The organism is Streptomyces dioscori (assembly GCF_003024195.1).
GTDB classification, from domain to species: Bacteria; Actinomycetota; Actinomycetes; order Streptomycetales; family Streptomycetaceae; genus Streptomyces; species Streptomyces dioscori.
Map to the genome: position 1 here is coordinate 113,716 of NZ_KZ679041.1, position 15,168 is coordinate 128,883.

Consider the following 15,168-nt stretch of genomic DNA (forward strand, 5'->3'; position numbering starts at 1 on the left):
CTGTGTTCTGGATCACGCGTCGCGTGTTGAGGGTGGGACGGGGGCAATTCCCGTACCTCACCACGACGCACGCGCGACGAATGCGAGGATGAGGCCCGTCATGACTGCTGGGTGGGGTGTGCGCACGGTACGGGCCGCGGTGTTCGCGGTCGTCTGTGTGCTGCTCGCCGCCCTCGGCCACGTACTGATGTCCGGTGCCCCGGTGGCCTGGTGGACGATGGCCGCCGGGACCGTGGCGACGGGCGGTGCGGGCTGGTGCCTGGCCGGCCGGGAGCGCGGACTCCCGCTGATCGTGTCGGTGGTGGTCGTCACTCAGGGACTGCTCCACTGGTCGTTCTCGCTCGCACAGTCGATGGCGGGGGCGGCCGTGGGGCCGGTGGCGTCCGGCCGGGGGACGGGCTCGCCGCACATGTCCTCCATGGACGCCATGGATGCCACGAACATGTCGGCCACGAACATGTCGGTCGCGGACATGGGGTCCATGTCGTCGATGGGGCACATGGGTTCCGGACACATGGCTGTGGACCACATGGGCGCTGCGCACATAGGTGCCGGGCACATGGGCGCGGGCCACATGGGCTCGGATGCCATGAGTCTGCCGGTGCACGCCATGGACGGAACGTCTTCCCTCGGCATGCTCGCCGCCCACCTGTTGGCCGCGCTGCTGTGCGGACTGTGGCTGGCGTACGGCGAACGCGCCGCCTTCCGCATCCTGCGCGCGGTCGCCGGACGACTGGTCACCCCCCTGCGACTGCTGCTCGCGCTGCCCACGCCCCCGCACCGCCCGCGTATCCGCGTCCGCCGTGGTTCCTCCGACCGTTCGCCGCGGCGACTCCTTCTCGTCCACGCCATCACTTCTCGGGGTCCGCCCGTGGGATCCGCTGCCAGTTGAGACAGCCGGATCCCCGAGGCGTCGTCATACGCGCCTCGGGCGTCGGCCGTACCTCCGTGTACGGCCGCACCCCCTCGCCGGACCGACGCGCGAGCGCGCCAGGCGTACACGCCAGGCGAACGCACGATGCGTACGCGCCGTCGGCCCGGATCACGGATGACCCGAGAAGGACACCTGGTGATCACTCCTGCCCCGCCCGTCCCACGCGACGGAAGCAACAGCGGCAATATCGGCGACGCAAGCGACAGAAGCGACGCAAGCAATACAAGCAATGCAAGCGACGCAAGCGACGCAAGTGGCGCGAGCGACAGAAGCGATGCACGCATGGGAAGCAACGGAAGCCGCAGTGGTGGTGAGACGGCGGCCTCCGTCGACGAGTCGATAACCGCGTGGGCGCTGGCCGCCCGGGGCGGCGACCCGGACGCCGTCGAGCGTTTCGTGCGTGCCCTGCACCGTGACGTCGTGCGCTATGTCGCGTACCTCTCCGCCGACCCCCAGGCCGCCGACGACCTGGCCCAGGACACGTTCCTGCGGGCGCTCGGCAGCCTGCACAGGTTCGAGGGCCGCTGTTCGGCCCGCACCTGGCTGCTGGCCATCGCGCGCCGTGCCGTGGTCGACAGCCTGCGGTACGCCGCCGCCCGGCCGCGCCTGTCCGACGTACCGGACTGGCGGCTGGCGGTCGAACGGGCCCAGCCGCGCGGCCTGCCCGGTTTCGACGACGGGGTCGTGCTCCTCGATCTGCTGGCCGCGCTGCCGGACGAGCGCCGTGAGGCGTTCGTGCTCACGCAGCTGATGGGGCTGCCCTATGCGGAGGCGGCCGCGCTCAGCGGCTGCCCCGTGGGAACGGTCCGATCCAGGGTGGCCCGCGCCCGAGCCACCCTCATGGACCTGCTCGCAGAAACCGACCCGCTCACCACCGCGCCCGCAGCCCTGGCTGCTTGACGAAGCGTCCGTAGCTGATGGAAAGGGATGAGGGGGGTGCCGGCAACCGGTGCCGGCACCCCCCTCACCCCCGGGTGGCTCACACCGTGAGCTTGATCGCTTCGAGCCAGAGGCCATTGTTGTGGGTGCCGGCGTAGGTGAAGTCGAACCCGGACCCGGGGTCGTCGCACTCCAGGCCGAGCCAGGCGTCGTTGTGGACATGGGCGGTCTGGCAGACGCTGCTGCCGCCTCCGACGTTGATGGTGAGCCCCAACATGTTCGGGGCGTCCTTCTTCGTGCTGCCGACGTAGTTGTCGATACCGTCGGCGGCGCCCGACCACGGGTCGGGGAAGTGCCCCTCGCCGTTGGTGGAACCGGGGTTGTGGACGAAGGCGGCGCTGCTGGTGCCCTTGGTCCCGGACACGGCGATGTTGACGGCCTTGACCGGCGTCTCCTCGCCCACGGTGCCGGCCGTCTCGCCGTCGCACACGGCGTCGGTCCACCCCTTGCCGGACACATAGGCGCGGTAGCAGATGTGCCGTCCGGTCGGATCCTGAGCGGCGAGTTTCTGGACGGCGGTCGCCGCGGTCCGCTCCGGGGCCTTGGTCTCCTTGTCCTCGGACCCGCCGCCCCCTGCTCCGGCCGCGGTTCCGCCAGGCTTCTGTGTCTCGGTGGCGGCGGGGGGTGGAGTGGGGACGGAGGAGGGGGCTTTCGGCGCTTCGGGAGTCGGTGAGAGGGAGGGAGCCAGGGTGCTGATGCCGGCCTCCTGGATCTTCTCCGTGGCGGAGCTGCGGACGCTGGGCTTGTACGCGATCCACAGCATCACGAAGGTGAGGGCGAGCGCCATGAAGATGCCGAGGAAGGTGGCGAGCCAGCGCGGCAGGAAACTCCGCTGGACGTACGTGCCCTCGACGTCCATCGGGTCCACACCGGACCGTTGCAGGGCGAGGGTGTACGGCCGGGACTCCTTCGAGCCGAACCAGATGATCTGGCGCGGCTTCAGCGTCGTCTTCACGAACGCCGCACGCCCCGGCTCGATCTGTACGTTCGCCGGGTGGATGTCGTACGAGAGCTGGTCGCCGTTGTCGCTGCCGCTGACCGACGCCGTCAGCTTCGTATTGCCCAGGTTGTCCACGGCCAGCTTCGGACGTCCCCGGAAACGCCCCTTCACGGTCGGTGGCACCAACTCCGCGCGCACCTCCGTGAACGGAGTGATCGTCAGATTGCCCTCGGGAACCGTCGTCGCATCAGGATGCTCGGTCGGCGTGATCCTGACCGCGTACGGATTGGGGCCCGCCGTCGCATCGGGCGTACGCGGCGGTGCGAAGGAGACCTCCACGGAACCCGTCGTCCCCGGATACAACCGCAGCACCTGCGGTTCCACCCTCGCCCACGGCGCCAGCGGACCGACCGCCTCGAAGCGGTACTCGTCCACCACGTCACCGGTGTTGCGAAGACGCAGCCGCACCGTCGTACTGCCACCCGGGTCCACGGTCGCGGAGGCGGGCTCCAGAGAAGTCCAAAGGCTCACTCTCGGACGTTAGACGCGACGCGGGTGCCGAGTCAGGAAGCGGCGGGGCAGGGCGGATGCCCTTGAGGACGCGCCCGGCTGCCCCCGCACCGGTGGCCAGGCGAAAGACGCGTGGCAGTCCTGACCAAAGTCAGGGCGGATGCCAGCCAGGGCGCCGTACACCGGCGCGGAAGCTGAATTCCGAGGTGAGGACCTTGCTCCAGGTGTAGGTATCGGTGGAGGTGTCTACTGGGGCTCGGTGGGCGGGTGGCGAATCGGATGTCCTGCGGGCGTTGGTCGCTGGTCAGGCGGTGGTGTCGAAGGATGCGAGCAGAGCCAGGGCCTCAGCCGAGGGCGTGCCGGGCTCGGCGTGCAGGAGCATCGTCTCCAGCTCGGTGGCGCCGACGACCTGGAACTTTTCGACCATGAGTTCCAGGGGGCCGACCAGCGGGTGGCGTACTCGGAATGTGACGCCCTTGGCCGAGCGCACGTCATGGCGTCCCCACAGATGGCGGAAGCGGTCGCTCTTGACCGATAGCTCCCCGATCAGGGCGTGCAGCCGCTCGTCACCTGTGTCGGCGCCTGTCTGGGCCCGCAGATGAGCCACGGCGACGGCCGTGTACCGCTCCCAGTCGGTGTGGTACTCGCGTGCCGCCCGGTCGGTGAACAGTACGCGCAGCCGGTTCACCCCCGGCACCAGGTCCGGTGACAGAGTCCGGGCCAGCCGGTTCGCGGCCAGTACGTCGCTGTACTTGTTGAAAACGAGGGCGGGCACGTTGAGCGTTCGCAGCAGCGCGTCGAGGCCGGGCGGCACGTGCTCGACGGGCCGGCCGCGGCCGCGGCGCGGTTTCGGAGCCGCGAGCGACATCAAGTACGCCGTGCTCTCCGCGTCGAGCTGGAGCACGGCGGCCAGCGCGTCGAGCACCTGGGCCGAGGGGTTGCGGTCGCGGCCCTGTTCCAGGCGCAGGTAGTACTCGACGCTGATGCCGGCGAGCGTGGCCACCTCCTCGCGCCGCAGCCCTGGTACTCGGCGCGTCCCGTGTCCGGGTGCCAGGCCGGCCTCGGCGGGAGTGACCAGTTCGCGCCGCGCGCGCAGGAAATCCCCGAGAGCGTTGTCCACCAGGCAAGCGTAGGGTCTCCCGCGCGTCGCAGGGTGTCCCTCTCACTACCAGGACCACCACCACCTGGAAGGGCCGGGCGGCACCCGTGAAGATCGGCGGCATGACGACACAGACATGGTTCATCACCGGAGTCAACAGCGGTTTCGGGCGAGAGCTGGCCCAGCAGCTGCTCGCCCGCGGCGACCGCGTCGCCGGCACGGTCCGGCGGGAGGGCTCGGTCGACGATCTGCGGGCCGAGTACGGGGACCGCTTCTGGCTCGGTCACCTCGACATCACCGACCTGCCGAAGGTCCGGGAGGTCGTGGACGCCGCTTTCACCGATCTCGGCCGTATCGACGTGGTGGTCGGCAACGCCGGCTACGGCTTCTTCGGCGCGGCCGAGGAACTCACCGACGACGAGGTCGTCCACCAGATCACCACCAATCTGCTCGGCTCGATCCAGACCGCCCGGGCCGCGCTGCCGCACCTGCGCGCACAGGGCGGCGGCCGGCTGATCCAGATCTCCTCGGTGGCCGGGCTGGCGGCGCACGCCGGCGCCTCGCTCTACCACGCGGGAAAGTGGGGGATCGAAGGGTTCATGGAGGCCCTCGCCCAAGAGGTCGCCCCGTTCGGGATCGGTGTCACCCTCGTCGAGCCGGGCGGTGCCCGCACCGCGTTCTCGCGCGGCAGCCTGCGTATGGGCGAACCACTGACGGCCTACGACGGGACGCCGGCCGCGCTCGTACGCCAGTTCAAGAAGACTGCCGTCCCGGTCATCGGTGACCCGGTACGGATCGCCGCCCGCGTCATCGCCAGTGCGGCGCAGCAGCCCGCACCCCTCAGGGTCGTGCTCGGCAGCGACTCCTACCAGGCGGTCACCGGGGCGCTGCGCCAACGCCTGCAGCAGGTGGAGGGCCAGAAGGACACCGCCGCGGAGACGGACGCCACCGCCTGACCTCGCCGGATCGGGATCCCCGAACCGACTACCTGCCGACGGCCAGGCCGACCAGCGTGTCACAGGCCTCGTCGACCAGGCCGGCGGCGAAGAGGCGTCGGGCGTGCCGGAGGTCGGCCCGGGCTGCCCGTGCAGACAGTGGTGTGGTCGGTACCGGCTGTCATACGGACGACAGCGTCAAGGATCTGCCGTCCGCGATCCGCGACTGCGGCCGCTCGGTGCGCAACATCTCCGGCCGCACCGCCCGCGCGCAGGAGAAACGGGACCACGCCGGACGCCGGGTCAGGAGCAGCGACTCCGTCTCTCGTTCGGGCTGGCGCGCGCAGGGGCGGAAATCGGGCACACCACACGATTGTCTGCCGCCTATCAAAGGGCCGAAGCGGGGTTGAGGTATGCCCTTGGTTTCAGTAAGCGGGGTGATCCGGCGCTGTGGCAGTGGGGTGTGCCTGGCTTCGAGTGCACGGGCGGCGGCAAGGTGTCAGGGACTGCGGGGGGTCATCGGGGTGAGGCACGACATCTGGCGCGTTGGACGTCCTTCCGCTTGTGGATGGCGGAACTGTTTCCTGCGGGAGAGACGCGCTGGCGGGTCGGCGCGAAAGGTGGATTGCCGTCGCTTTCGAACGGCAGTAGAAGGATGTGCAGTACTCCACGTTGCGGCCGCGGCGTTCTGACAGGCACTACAGCGCAGCTTCGAGAGAGGCCGGGTGATCCAGAATGCCGCAAGATCCACACAGTGCTGTGTCGAGTGAATCCACCTACGGTGCAGGGCTGTTGGCCCCCGAGCAGGAGGCGGTCCTGCAGCCTGCCTCACAGGGGACCCAGGGCGACACGCAGCAGGCGACAGGGGAGGGTCTGGAGCAGGTTGAGGGCTACCGGCGCCCCGAGCACTACGCACCGGAGGCATGGTCGGCCCCCAGTCAGCCGTTCCCCGACATCGGCGAAGCGTCCTTCGGCGCCCCTCCGCCTCTGCCGGAGACGGTGCACGGACCCGACGACCGCGTACAGATCACTGACACCAGTGTGTATCCGTGGCGGGTCCACTGCTACCTGCTCATCACCACCCGCGACAACGTCCGCTACCAGGGCACCGGCTGGCTCATAGGACCGCACACCATCGCCACCGCGGGCCATGTGGTGTACATCAAGGGCAGTGGTGTGGCGGCCCGGGACGGCTGGGCCCAGAGCATCCAGGTCATGCCCGGACGCAACGGTGCGTCGCTGCCGTTCGGCAGCATCACCTGCACCAACTTCCGGTCCGTGACCGGCTGGACGGACAACGGCGACGAGAACTTCGACTACGGCGCCATCATCACACCCTCCGACATCGGCTCCACCGTGGGCTGGTTCGGCTTCGGCGTCTGGTCGGACTCCGACCTGCTCAAAACCACCGGCAACATCGCCGGATACCCGGGCGACAAAGCGGCCGGAACCCTCTGGTACGCCGCGCGCGGCATCGACTCCGTCGCCGCTCGCAAGGTGTACTACGACATAGACACCGCCGGCGGCCAGAGCGGCAGCTCCGTCTACCGAGTCGACAACAGCGATCGCTTCGGCTTCGCCATCCATGCCTACGGCGGAGCCCGCGTGAACTCCGGCACCAGGTTCACCACACCCGTCTACAACAACTACGTGACCTGGAAGGCGTAGAGAAGATCCAGTGAGCAGCAGCCAAGCAGTGGAAATCACCGGCACCGTACGCGACACCTCAGGGAAACCGGTGGAGGGCGCCCACGTCGTGTTCACCGACGGTCCCCGGCCACTGCCGGACATCGCTGCCGTCACCAACGACATGGGCGCGTTCTCACTCAGCGCGCCCATGCCCGGCAACTACACCCTCACCTGCCGGGCCGACACTCTCCAAGGCCCGTACAGCACCGCAGAAGCCGCCGTGCATGTGGCCGCACCAACAGGCACGGCAACCTCCGCCCATGTAGAACTGACCATTACAGCGCGCCCCTGACCGGCCATCATCCACGCAGGCCCGGTATGTCACGGGCTGCCTCCGCCGTCACGCCGCGGCCCACGCCGCCGACGACCGATGGAGGATCGCAGGCCGTCCAGCTGGTCCTGTCCCACACCGAGAAGCAGGAGCGGGTCAATCCGGGTGCAGGCCGAGACGATCAACGGCTCGATACGGGGCCCCGGTTGGGCGAGTCCTCAGCTCCGTGCACGGGGTCCGGGGAATGCGTGGGTGCGTGCGAGGAACACGACGATCACTGTGAAGACGACGAGGACCGCAACCGCGATCATGAGCGACGCGGATCCGAGGCCGGCCAGGAGGATGCCGCCGATCAGGCCGCCGAGTCCGATGCCGCCGTTCCACATCGTGACCATCAACGGCTGGGCGGCGTCGGCGTGTTCGCGCGACGCTGTCATCAGTGCCCCCTGGAACAGGGTCGCGGCCCCGCCGAACGCGAGTCCCCATGCGGTCACCGCGACGTGGTCCACGACCACGTTCCTGGACCAGAGGGTCAGTGCCACCGCCGCCGCGGCGAAGAACACCGTGCTGAGGATGACAAGAAGCCGGTGGTGCCGGTCGACGAACACACCGGTGAGCCAGATGCTCAGGACCGAGGCGATACCGAAGGTGAGCAGGATCCACTGCACCTGGTCCGCGAGCCCGACTCCCGCCAGCACGGGCGCGATGTACGTGTAGAGGATGGTGTGAGCGAGCACGTACACGCCCGTGACGGCCAGGATGGTGCGAAGCCCTCCGATGCGCAGGAGGTGGCGAAGGGGCAACCGCTCGGCGGCCTCCTGGCCGGGGACGTTCGGCAGCTTCCACATCGCCCAGGCGATGAGCAGCCCGCTCAGCACCGACATGAGGCCGAAGGTCACCTGCCAGCCCACCATCTGACCGAGGAACGCTCCGATGGGAACCCCCAGGGCGAGCGCGACGGGCGTACCGGCGAAAGCGAAGGCCATGGCCCTGCCCTTCAACGCGTCCGGAGCTATGCGCTGCGCGTAGCCGCCGAGGATGCTCCACGTGACACCGGACGCCGCGCCCGCGACGAACCGCGCCACCATCGTGACCGTGTAGTCGACGGAGATGGCCGTGCCGAGGTTGGCGATGAGGAATCCGATGAGCGCGACGACGAGGAGGTGTCGTCTGGGCCAGTTCGTCGTGGCGACCGCCACGGGGATCGCCGTGAGCATCGTGGCGACGGCGTAGATGGTCACTGTCTGCCCGGCCATCGATTCGGAAACACCGAGCGCACGGCTCATCTCGGGGAGCACCCCCGCGGGCAGGGCCTCGGTGAGCGTGGTGATGAAACCTGCTGTGAAGAGCGCGACGAGAGCCGCGACGGGGAGGCGCTCCTCTCTCCGCGCATGTGGGATCGCGTCCTGAACCTTGGTCATTTCTGCTTCCTCCCGGCAGGCCGGAGCCGAAGCTCGACGGCCTGCCACGTTTCGGTGCACCGCATTTGCGTGCACCGCGTTTGCGGAACGTGGAGGATCCTGCAACTTTGACATCAATGTGAAGGCAAACAGCGCCACCGGCGGCTCTTCGGAGGGGTGGACGGCTTGCCTTCTCATTGATGTGAAGGTGTGAACGTGGGTCGCGCGCCGCCGGTCCGAGCGAACGACGAGCCGGCCGCATCCGTCCACCGAGTGACCGCTGTTGAACTGGAGAGTGGTGGAGGAGTTCCGTGCGTTGACCGTTCCCGTGCAGCTGATCGTGGGGGAGCGGGATCGCCTCGTCCCGTCGTCGTCCACCGATCAACTGGCCTCGCTCGCCGGTGAGGTGACGATCAGTCGTCTATCCGGCAGTGGACACCTTCCCTGTCTGGAGGATCCGGCGACGTCCAACCGTGTGCTCGATGAGTTCGTGCACGGGCAGGATGGGTTCGTGCACGGTCAGGAGGCATCGGCGCCTGACCTTCGTGCACGGTCAGGCGGCATCGGCGGACGACGCACCCCGGGACACAGCGCTCAGGTAGTCGTCCAGAGCGTTCAGGTTCCGTGTCAGGACGGTGACGCGCTCCCGCAGCCGGTCCCGTTCTGCTGCGATCCGGCGAACGAAATCGGGGTCGCCGTACTGAGAACACGCGGCGGCGGCCAAGCACGGGAGGACCTCACGGATGATCTCGGTGGTCAGCCCCGCCCCCAACAGACCGCGAATCTGCCCGACCCTCTCCACGGCCGCCTCTTCGTAGCACCGGTAGCCGTTCTCCTCACGACGCGGGGCGAGGAGACCCTGCTCTTCGTAGTAACGCAGAAGACGGGTGGACACACCGACCCGCTCCGAAAGCTCCTTGATCCTCATCCTCGCCCCTGCGGTTGAACGTCACACGTCGGCCGGCATCGGCCTCGCCTTCAACATTACCGAAAGTTCGGTAACATTGAAGAATGGCGCGTCCCCCCTCCATCGGCGAGGCTCAACTACTCGACCTGCTCATGCCCGTCTTCCGGGAGAAGGGCTTCGAAGGAGCCCTGATCGGCGACCTCTCGGCGGCCTCGGGCCTGCAGCGGGCGAGCCTTTACCACCGGTTCCCCGCCGGCAAGGAAGGGATCGCGGAGGCGGTCCTCACTGCCGTGGGCGAGCGTTTCCTGTGGATCCTGGAACCGCTGCGGACGGAGTCCGACGTCTCGCAGGGGATGGACGAGACCGCTCGCCGGCTGAGTGACTTCTACGGGGCGGGGGCGTTGTCGTGCGTCCTCGACACCATGACGCTGGCGGGCGCTCCGGAGAAGGTTCGCGAGCACGCCCGCTCGCTCGCCGTGACGTGGATCGAGGCGATGGCCGAAGCCGCGCAGCGCGCGGGTCGGGGCCCCGATGACGCGCGGCGCGTCGCCAAAGACGTGTTCCTGCGGATCGAGGGTGCCTTGGTGCTCGCCCGGGTGCTGGGTGACACGGAGCCCTTCACAGCGGCAGTGGCCCTTCTGCCGACCCTTCTGGCGCCCCAGCGGGACTAGGTCTTGTCCGAGCGGGGCCGGAAGCCGAGCGCCGATGTTCGCGGGATTCCGGCGCGGGCTTTCCTCCCGTAGCCCCTCGGCAGCTGCCGCACGGTGGCCGCCCATGCGTTGGCCGCTCATCCACTGGCCGCTCATCCACTGGCCGCCCATGCGCTGATGTCGATGGGCGGCCTGTGAGTCGTGCACGGCTGCCCCTGCGGGCGCTGGCCGCTCTCCACCGAACGCGCCGCAAGAGCTGAGCCCAGGAACGCGACACACGCCTTCACGAATGTGGCGCAGGACACTTTTGCAAAGTTACCGAACGTACGGTAAAAATGAAGTCGTCCACCTCGTACGACCTTTGAGGAGCGTGTGCAATGAGCAGCAAGACCGCAGTCGTGGTGTTGTCCGACCCGTCGACCGGTACTGACGAAGCGCTGGGGCGGGTCTTCGACGCCCTCGCCACTGCCTGGGAGTTCGCGCAGGAAGGCGAGGCGCTGGTGCTGTTCCAGGGAACCGGCACGCGCTGGCCCGCCGTGCTGGCCGACTCGGATCACCCCGCCCACGAGCTCTACACGGCGGTGAAGAAGCAGGTTGCCACGGTGGCCTCCTCGGGCTGCACGACCGTCTTCGGCGCGAACAAGGGCATCGAGGACGAGGGGATCAAGCAGATCGGCCAGAACCAGGCGCCCGGCACCCCGGGCGTCGCGAGCATCCGGGAACTGGTGGAGTCCGGCTACCGGATCCTGACCTTCTGATGCCACGGAGCCTTCCGCCGCTCATGGAGCGCGGCAGAGCGGTGTGAACCTCCGGGAGGGACCGGAATGGCCGGAATGGCCGGAACGGGTGGAGGGCTTCGGTCGATCGCCCAGCCCGACCCATGTGGGGGAAGGGCATGCTCCCTTGCTGTCGGTGGCCGTCCCGCACGCTGCGGGACGGCCACCGGAACGGTTCCCTCGGTCCCTCAGTCCCTCGGTCCCTCGGTCCCTTGGGCAAGGCTCCGCGAAGGTGCCGGCGATGCGAGACGAGGCGGCCGGATGCCGGATCCGTGCGACGACCGCCCAGGACGCCCTCTACGCCGCATGACGTGGGGCGCGGCGTAGTACATCCCTCCGGCCTGTGCCCTCGCATCCACGACCACCAGGAGTCTTGATGTCAGTCTCAGATCTGTTCAATCCGCTCACCCTTTCGCACGGCCCTGCCATGCGAAATCGGTTCATGCTGGCGCCGCTCACCAATCAGCAGAGTGAACACGACGGTTCCGCGTCCGCAATCGATCAGGAGTGGATCAGGCAGCTCGCGCAAGGTGATTACGCCTTGATCCAGACCGCTGCCGCCACCGTCGAACCCGGCGCCAAGGCATTCGTGCGCCAGCTCGGAATCCACAGTGATGAGCATCTTCCCGGCCTGGCCGAAATGGCCGTTTCGCTCCGGCAAGGAGGGGCCCTGTCGGCAGTGCAGTTGCACCACGCCGGCCACCGCGCCCGTCCGGAACTGGGAGGCGTTCCGGCTCCGGCTTCCAGCGACACGGTGCCGGGTGTCAAAGCACTCGCAACGGAACAGGTGGAGGGCATCCGCGACAGCTTCATCGCTGCGGCGGTCAGGGCCGAGAAGGCGGGATTCGACGGCGTCTCCGTGCACGGCGCTTTCGGATGGATCCTGTCAGAGTTCATGTCCCCCCTGCTCAACAACCGTACGGACAAATACGGCGGAAATACCGAGAACCGAGCACGCCTCACCATCGAGGTGATCGAAGGGATTCGCCAGGCGTGCGGTCCCGAATTCCAGATCGGATGGCGTCTGTCGGTCGAGCGTTACGGGCTGCGTCTGGCGGAACTGCGCGAGATCGTCACCGAGATCCTTGATCAGGAATTGATCGATTACCTCGATCTTGCCCTGTGGGACTCCGCGCAGATCGTGCAGGAGGGGGAGTTCCGTGGAAAGACGATGCTCAGCGTCTTCACGGACCTTCCCCGAAAGGGTGTGCGCGTGGGGGCCGCGGGAAAGGTCAGGAGCGCCCGACGTGCTGGGCAGTTGCTGGAGGAGGGCTGCGACTTCGTACTGATCGGCCGAGCCGGCATTCTCCAGCGGGACTTCCCCCGGCGGGTGAAGTCCGACCCGCTGTACGAGAGTCCGGAACTTCCCGTGACGGCGCAGTACTTGCGGGAGGGAGGACTGAGCGAACGCTTTATCAACTACGTCAAGGGATGGCAGACCCTGGTCTACTGAACCGGCGCCGTTCCAGCACCCATCGCACAGGAAAACACCCGACCCAGGATTGTGGACCCGATGACGAAGAAAGCCGACATCAACTTCTACTTCGACCCCGTCTGCCCCTTCGCATGGATGACGAGCAAGTGGATTCGGCTGGTTCAGGCACAGCGCGACTACACCGTCGAGTGGCGGTTCATCTCCCTGCGCCTGATCAACTCGCACCTCGACTACGACAGCCACTTCCCCTCGGAGTACGAGGCCCAGCACACGGCGGGCCTGCGGCTGCTGAGGGTGGCTTCGGCGGCCCGGGAGAGACACGGTCGCGAGGTGACCGGACCGCTCTACCAGGCCTTCGGCGCGCGCATCATGGAGGCCGGCCCCGACGACGGGCGCGCCCCCGGGTGGCAGGCCGACCCTGTCCTCGTCTCGGAGGCTCTCACGGAGGCCGACCTCCCGACCTCGCTCGTCGACGCACTCGACGACACGGCCCGCGACGTCGAGATCCAGGCCGAGTCCGACGAAGCGCTGTCGCTGACGGGCAAGGACGTCGGCACACCGATCGTGCACTTCGAGCCGCCCGAGGGCGTCGCCTTCTTCGGGCCGGTGATCAGTCGGCTGCCCGACGAGGAACAGGCGGGGGTGCTGTGGGATCACGTCATCGGTCTCGCCCGATTCCCAGGCTTCGCCGAGCTCAAGCGCAGTCTGCGCGAGCGGCCGCAACTGCCCTCGTTCGGGGTGACGCCAGGGCAGATGGGCAGGACCGAGGACTGGCACACGGGAAGCCGCCGACTCAAGAAGTAGGGGCAGGGGCGCTTCGGTGGCGACCGGCCCCGGCTCCCGATGCGGAGTGGGCGATACACGCCGGGCGCGGGCGCGAGGGCGAGCGGGGGCGTGCAGCGGGAGCTCGGTGCGGACAGGGCGGTCCGTGAGATGAGGCCGGGGTTGATGGCGTGCGGAGTAGACGAGGACACAAGGCCTGTTCGGTGGATCGATCGGCACATGGTGAGGCGCCGCATCAACTCGACCACGACAGCGGCATCATTGCAGCCCTCCAGCTCGCGGCCGGCACGGACGTCGTCCACGTGACGACCCTCTGCTTCCTTCCCTTCGGAAACATCATCGGTGCGCTGCACGGTGAGAGGCCCGCTGCAGGCAGGGTGAGGAGACCACCCGCATCACTCCTCCCCAACGACTCCCCAGAGCCCGTTATGGCCCTGATTTCGGGAGGTGCGAGAGCAAACCGAGCGAAGGGCCTGAGGGGCTACTGCCTGGCCTAGAGCCAGTCGCGGCGCTTGAAAATCACGTACAGACTGGCGCAAACAACCCCCATCAGGCCGATCGCGAAGGGGTAGCCGAGGCTCCAGCCAAGCTCAGGCATGTGCTTGAAGTTCATGCCGTAGATGGTTCCTACGAGTGTGGGGGCGAAGAGGATCGCCGCCCAGGACGAGATCTTCTTGAAGTTGCCTACCTAGACGCACTGACCTGCGTCTATACGGATATCCGCGCTTCTGACCTGCGCCGATGCATGTTTCAGTGTCTTTCAGATTCGTCCCGCGTTATGCAGCCCATTCTCCCCAGGCGCTCCCCAGCGCCGCTCATACTCCCCAGATTCTCCCCAGAGTTGGCCGTGCTGGCGCGCTGGATGCGCTGAGGAGTCGGACGACCTGCGGCACGGTTTCAGGCACGGTGAGTGACTGGTATTGGTGGGGAAGGCGGAGACCGCCAGCAGGTTCTTCGTCTGCTGGTGGTGCAGGCGGTACAACCTTCTGACCAGCAAGGGTATCGGTCCGACGGGTTCAATGTCGGGAGTTGGCCCGCGTGTGGTCCGGATCTTGGTGGTAGCGGGGCGTGTTGTACCGCGATGGTTCGGTCCGGCTGCCCGTCGACCGGCCTGGTCGAGGGTGAGGGACGGCCGGAACGCTGGCGGCATCCTTGTACACGGTGGGACGCTTCCGGTGCGGCCCGTCCGCGATCGACCCTCGTCTCGTCCAACCCGACCTCCCGCCTTTGTCCGCACCTTTACCCTGGACGAGGACGGCAGGTGAGGGAGCGGCAAGGGGGACCGTGGGCGAGGGCATTGGTGTGGTCGGGCAGTTGTTCTTCGGGCGGGACGACGCCGAGAACGATCTGGTGGACGGACTTTTGAACGGCGCCGTCTTCCGGCCTAACTACGCTTACCGGGAGGTCCTCTCAGGGCGGAAGTCCCTGATCATCGGCCGCAAGGGCGCGGGCAAGAGTGCCATCTGCCGACGACTGGCCGCCCCGGACGGCCACCCGGGTGCGTGTGTCCTGATCACCCCCGACGACACGGCCGGAGATGAGATCCGGCGCTTCGAACTCCAGGGCGTCACCGCCGACACCGCCAAGTCGCTGATCTGGCGGTACGTCCTCGCCGTCCACGCGGCTCGCCATCTGACCCTGCACGCTCGCGCCGCACATGGCCGCCGCCCGCCACCGGCGGTCCGCGCCCTGCGCGTCTTCTTGCGCGCGAACGGCGAGTTGGACGACGCACGCCTCTACGACCGGCTCCGGCGTGGCGCGCGCGGGCTCCAGTCGGCCAATCTCTCCCTGAAGGCGTTCGGCGTCGAGGCCGCCCTTGGTGTGAACGGTGCCTCCGAAGGGGCGCGTGCCAGCCGCCAGTTGGAGGTGCTGGAGGACGGGGTGGCCGCCGCTTTCGCCG

General features: G+C 68.1%; 13 protein-coding genes and 2 pseudogenes. 10 read left to right on the plus strand and 5 right to left on the minus strand.

Annotated features, from left to right (window positions below; genetic code table 11):
• The first annotated feature begins 100 nt into the window (after positions 1-100).
• Together C6Y14_RS11795 and C6Y14_RS11800 are read left to right on the plus strand one after the other, a co-directional pair.
• The gene (locus C6Y14_RS11795) at positions 101-892 is read left to right on the plus strand and encodes a hypothetical protein (protein WP_199854712.1); all 792 of its coding nucleotides are present in this window, start codon (positions 101-103) and stop codon (positions 890-892) included.
• Between the two features lie 324 nt (positions 893-1,216).
• Positions 1,217-1,834 carry a sigma-70 family RNA polymerase sigma factor gene (locus tag C6Y14_RS11800; protein ID WP_107016555.1) on the plus strand — a complete coding sequence of 206 codons (618 nt, stop codon included), beginning with the start codon at positions 1,217-1,219 and terminating at the stop codon, positions 1,832-1,834.
• Positions 1,835-1,913: 79 nt separating this feature from the next.
• Here the strand turns inward: C6Y14_RS11800 and C6Y14_RS11805 are convergent, their stop codons facing one another.
• Both C6Y14_RS11805 and C6Y14_RS11810 read right to left on the minus strand, forming a co-directional pair.
• Positions 1,914-3,344, minus strand: coding sequence for a COG1470 family protein (locus tag C6Y14_RS11805; protein ID WP_107016556.1), 1,431 nt, complete (start codon positions 3,342-3,344; stop codon positions 1,914-1,916).
• 283 nt (positions 3,345-3,627) lie between these two features.
• Positions 3,628-4,443, minus strand: a complete 816-nt coding sequence (locus C6Y14_RS11810; protein ID WP_107016557.1) for a helix-turn-helix domain-containing protein — start codon at positions 4,441-4,443, stop codon at positions 3,628-3,630.
• A gap of 101 nt (positions 4,444-4,544) precedes the next feature.
• On the opposite strand from C6Y14_RS11810, the gene C6Y14_RS11815 reads away from it, so the two are divergent.
• The 3 genes from C6Y14_RS11815 to C6Y14_RS11825 all read left to right on the plus strand — a co-directional run bounded on the left by C6Y14_RS11815 (position 4,545) and on the right by C6Y14_RS11825 (position 7,338).
• Positions 4,545-5,378: an SDR family oxidoreductase gene (locus tag C6Y14_RS11815; RefSeq protein WP_107016934.1), complete on the plus strand. Its 834-nt coding sequence runs from the start codon at positions 4,545-4,547 to the stop codon at positions 5,376-5,378.
• Positions 5,379-6,149: 771 nt separating this feature from the next.
• Positions 6,150-7,025, plus strand: coding sequence for a trypsin-like serine peptidase (locus C6Y14_RS11820; RefSeq protein WP_225891024.1), 876 nt, complete (start codon positions 6,150-6,152; stop codon positions 7,023-7,025).
• 10 nt (positions 7,026-7,035) lie between these two features.
• Complete coding sequence (locus tag C6Y14_RS11825; protein WP_107016559.1) at positions 7,036-7,338, plus strand: carboxypeptidase-like regulatory domain-containing protein; 303 nt, start codon at positions 7,036-7,038, stop codon at positions 7,336-7,338.
• 197 nt (positions 7,339-7,535) lie between these two features.
• Here C6Y14_RS11825 and C6Y14_RS11830 read toward each other — a convergent pair whose 3' ends face one another.
• Together C6Y14_RS11830 and C6Y14_RS11835 are read right to left on the minus strand one after the other, a co-directional pair.
• Complete coding sequence (locus tag C6Y14_RS11830; RefSeq protein WP_107016560.1) at positions 7,536-8,738, minus strand: MFS transporter; 1,203 nt, start codon at positions 8,736-8,738, stop codon at positions 7,536-7,538.
• A gap of 532 nt (positions 8,739-9,270) precedes the next feature.
• Positions 9,271-9,645 (minus strand): MerR family transcriptional regulator, encoded by a 375-nt coding sequence (locus tag C6Y14_RS11835; RefSeq protein ID WP_107016561.1) that lies wholly within the window; start codon positions 9,643-9,645, stop codon positions 9,271-9,273.
• Positions 9,646-9,728: 83 nt separating this feature from the next.
• Here C6Y14_RS11835 and C6Y14_RS11840 point away from each other — a divergent pair, with 83 nt between their 5' ends.
• The 4 genes from C6Y14_RS11840 (at position 9,729) to C6Y14_RS11855 (ending at position 13,289) form a co-directional block, all read left to right on the plus strand.
• The gene (locus C6Y14_RS11840) at positions 9,729-10,295 is read left to right on the plus strand and encodes a TetR/AcrR family transcriptional regulator (protein WP_107016562.1); all 567 of its coding nucleotides are present in this window, start codon (positions 9,729-9,731) and stop codon (positions 10,293-10,295) included.
• A gap of 356 nt (positions 10,296-10,651) precedes the next feature.
• Positions 10,652-11,032, plus strand: a complete 381-nt coding sequence (locus C6Y14_RS11845) for a hypothetical protein (protein WP_107016563.1) — start codon at positions 10,652-10,654, stop codon at positions 11,030-11,032.
• Between the two features lie 394 nt (positions 11,033-11,426).
• Complete coding sequence (locus C6Y14_RS11850) at positions 11,427-12,503, plus strand: NADH:flavin oxidoreductase (protein ID WP_107016564.1); 1,077 nt, start codon at positions 11,427-11,429, stop codon at positions 12,501-12,503.
• Between the two features lie 60 nt (positions 12,504-12,563).
• The gene (locus C6Y14_RS11855; protein ID WP_107016565.1) at positions 12,564-13,289 is read left to right on the plus strand and encodes a mycothiol-dependent nitroreductase Rv2466c family protein; all 726 of its coding nucleotides are present in this window, start codon (positions 12,564-12,566) and stop codon (positions 13,287-13,289) included.
• A gap of 472 nt (positions 13,290-13,761) precedes the next feature.
• Here C6Y14_RS11855 and C6Y14_RS11860 read toward each other — a convergent pair.
• Positions 13,762-13,944 (minus strand): annotated as a pseudogene (locus tag C6Y14_RS11860) (CorA family divalent cation transporter); the annotation flags it as partial.
• A 674-nt stretch (positions 13,945-14,618) separates the two neighbouring features.
• Here C6Y14_RS11860 and C6Y14_RS45840 point away from each other — a divergent pair.
• Positions 14,619-15,110 (plus strand): annotated as a pseudogene (locus tag C6Y14_RS45840) (P-loop ATPase, Sll1717 family); the annotation flags it as partial.
• Positions 15,111-15,168 lie beyond the last annotated feature (58 nt).

Coding starts and splice junctions, on each gene's coding strand:
- C6Y14_RS11795 (WP_199854712.1), top strand. CDS start 101: ATGACTGCTGGGTGGGGTGTGCGCACGGTACGGGCCGCGGTGTTCGCG.
- C6Y14_RS11800 (WP_107016555.1), top strand. CDS start 1,217: ATGGGAAGCAACGGAAGCCGCAGTGGTGGTGAGACGGCGGCCTCCGTC.
- C6Y14_RS11815 (WP_107016934.1), top strand. CDS start 4,545: ATGACGACACAGACATGGTTCATCACCGGAGTCAACAGCGGTTTCGGG.
- C6Y14_RS11830 (WP_107016560.1), bottom strand. CDS start 8,738: ATGACCAAGGTTCAGGACGCGATCCCACATGCGCGGAGAGAGGAGCGC.
- C6Y14_RS11835 (WP_107016561.1), bottom strand. CDS start 9,645: ATGAGGATCAAGGAGCTTTCGGAGCGGGTCGGTGTGTCCACCCGTCTT.
- C6Y14_RS11840 (WP_107016562.1), top strand. CDS start 9,729: ATGGCGCGTCCCCCCTCCATCGGCGAGGCTCAACTACTCGACCTGCTC.
- C6Y14_RS11845 (WP_107016563.1), top strand. CDS start 10,652: ATGAGCAGCAAGACCGCAGTCGTGGTGTTGTCCGACCCGTCGACCGGT.
- C6Y14_RS11850 (WP_107016564.1), top strand. CDS start 11,427: ATGTCAGTCTCAGATCTGTTCAATCCGCTCACCCTTTCGCACGGCCCT.
- C6Y14_RS11855 (WP_107016565.1), top strand. CDS start 12,564: ATGACGAAGAAAGCCGACATCAACTTCTACTTCGACCCCGTCTGCCCC.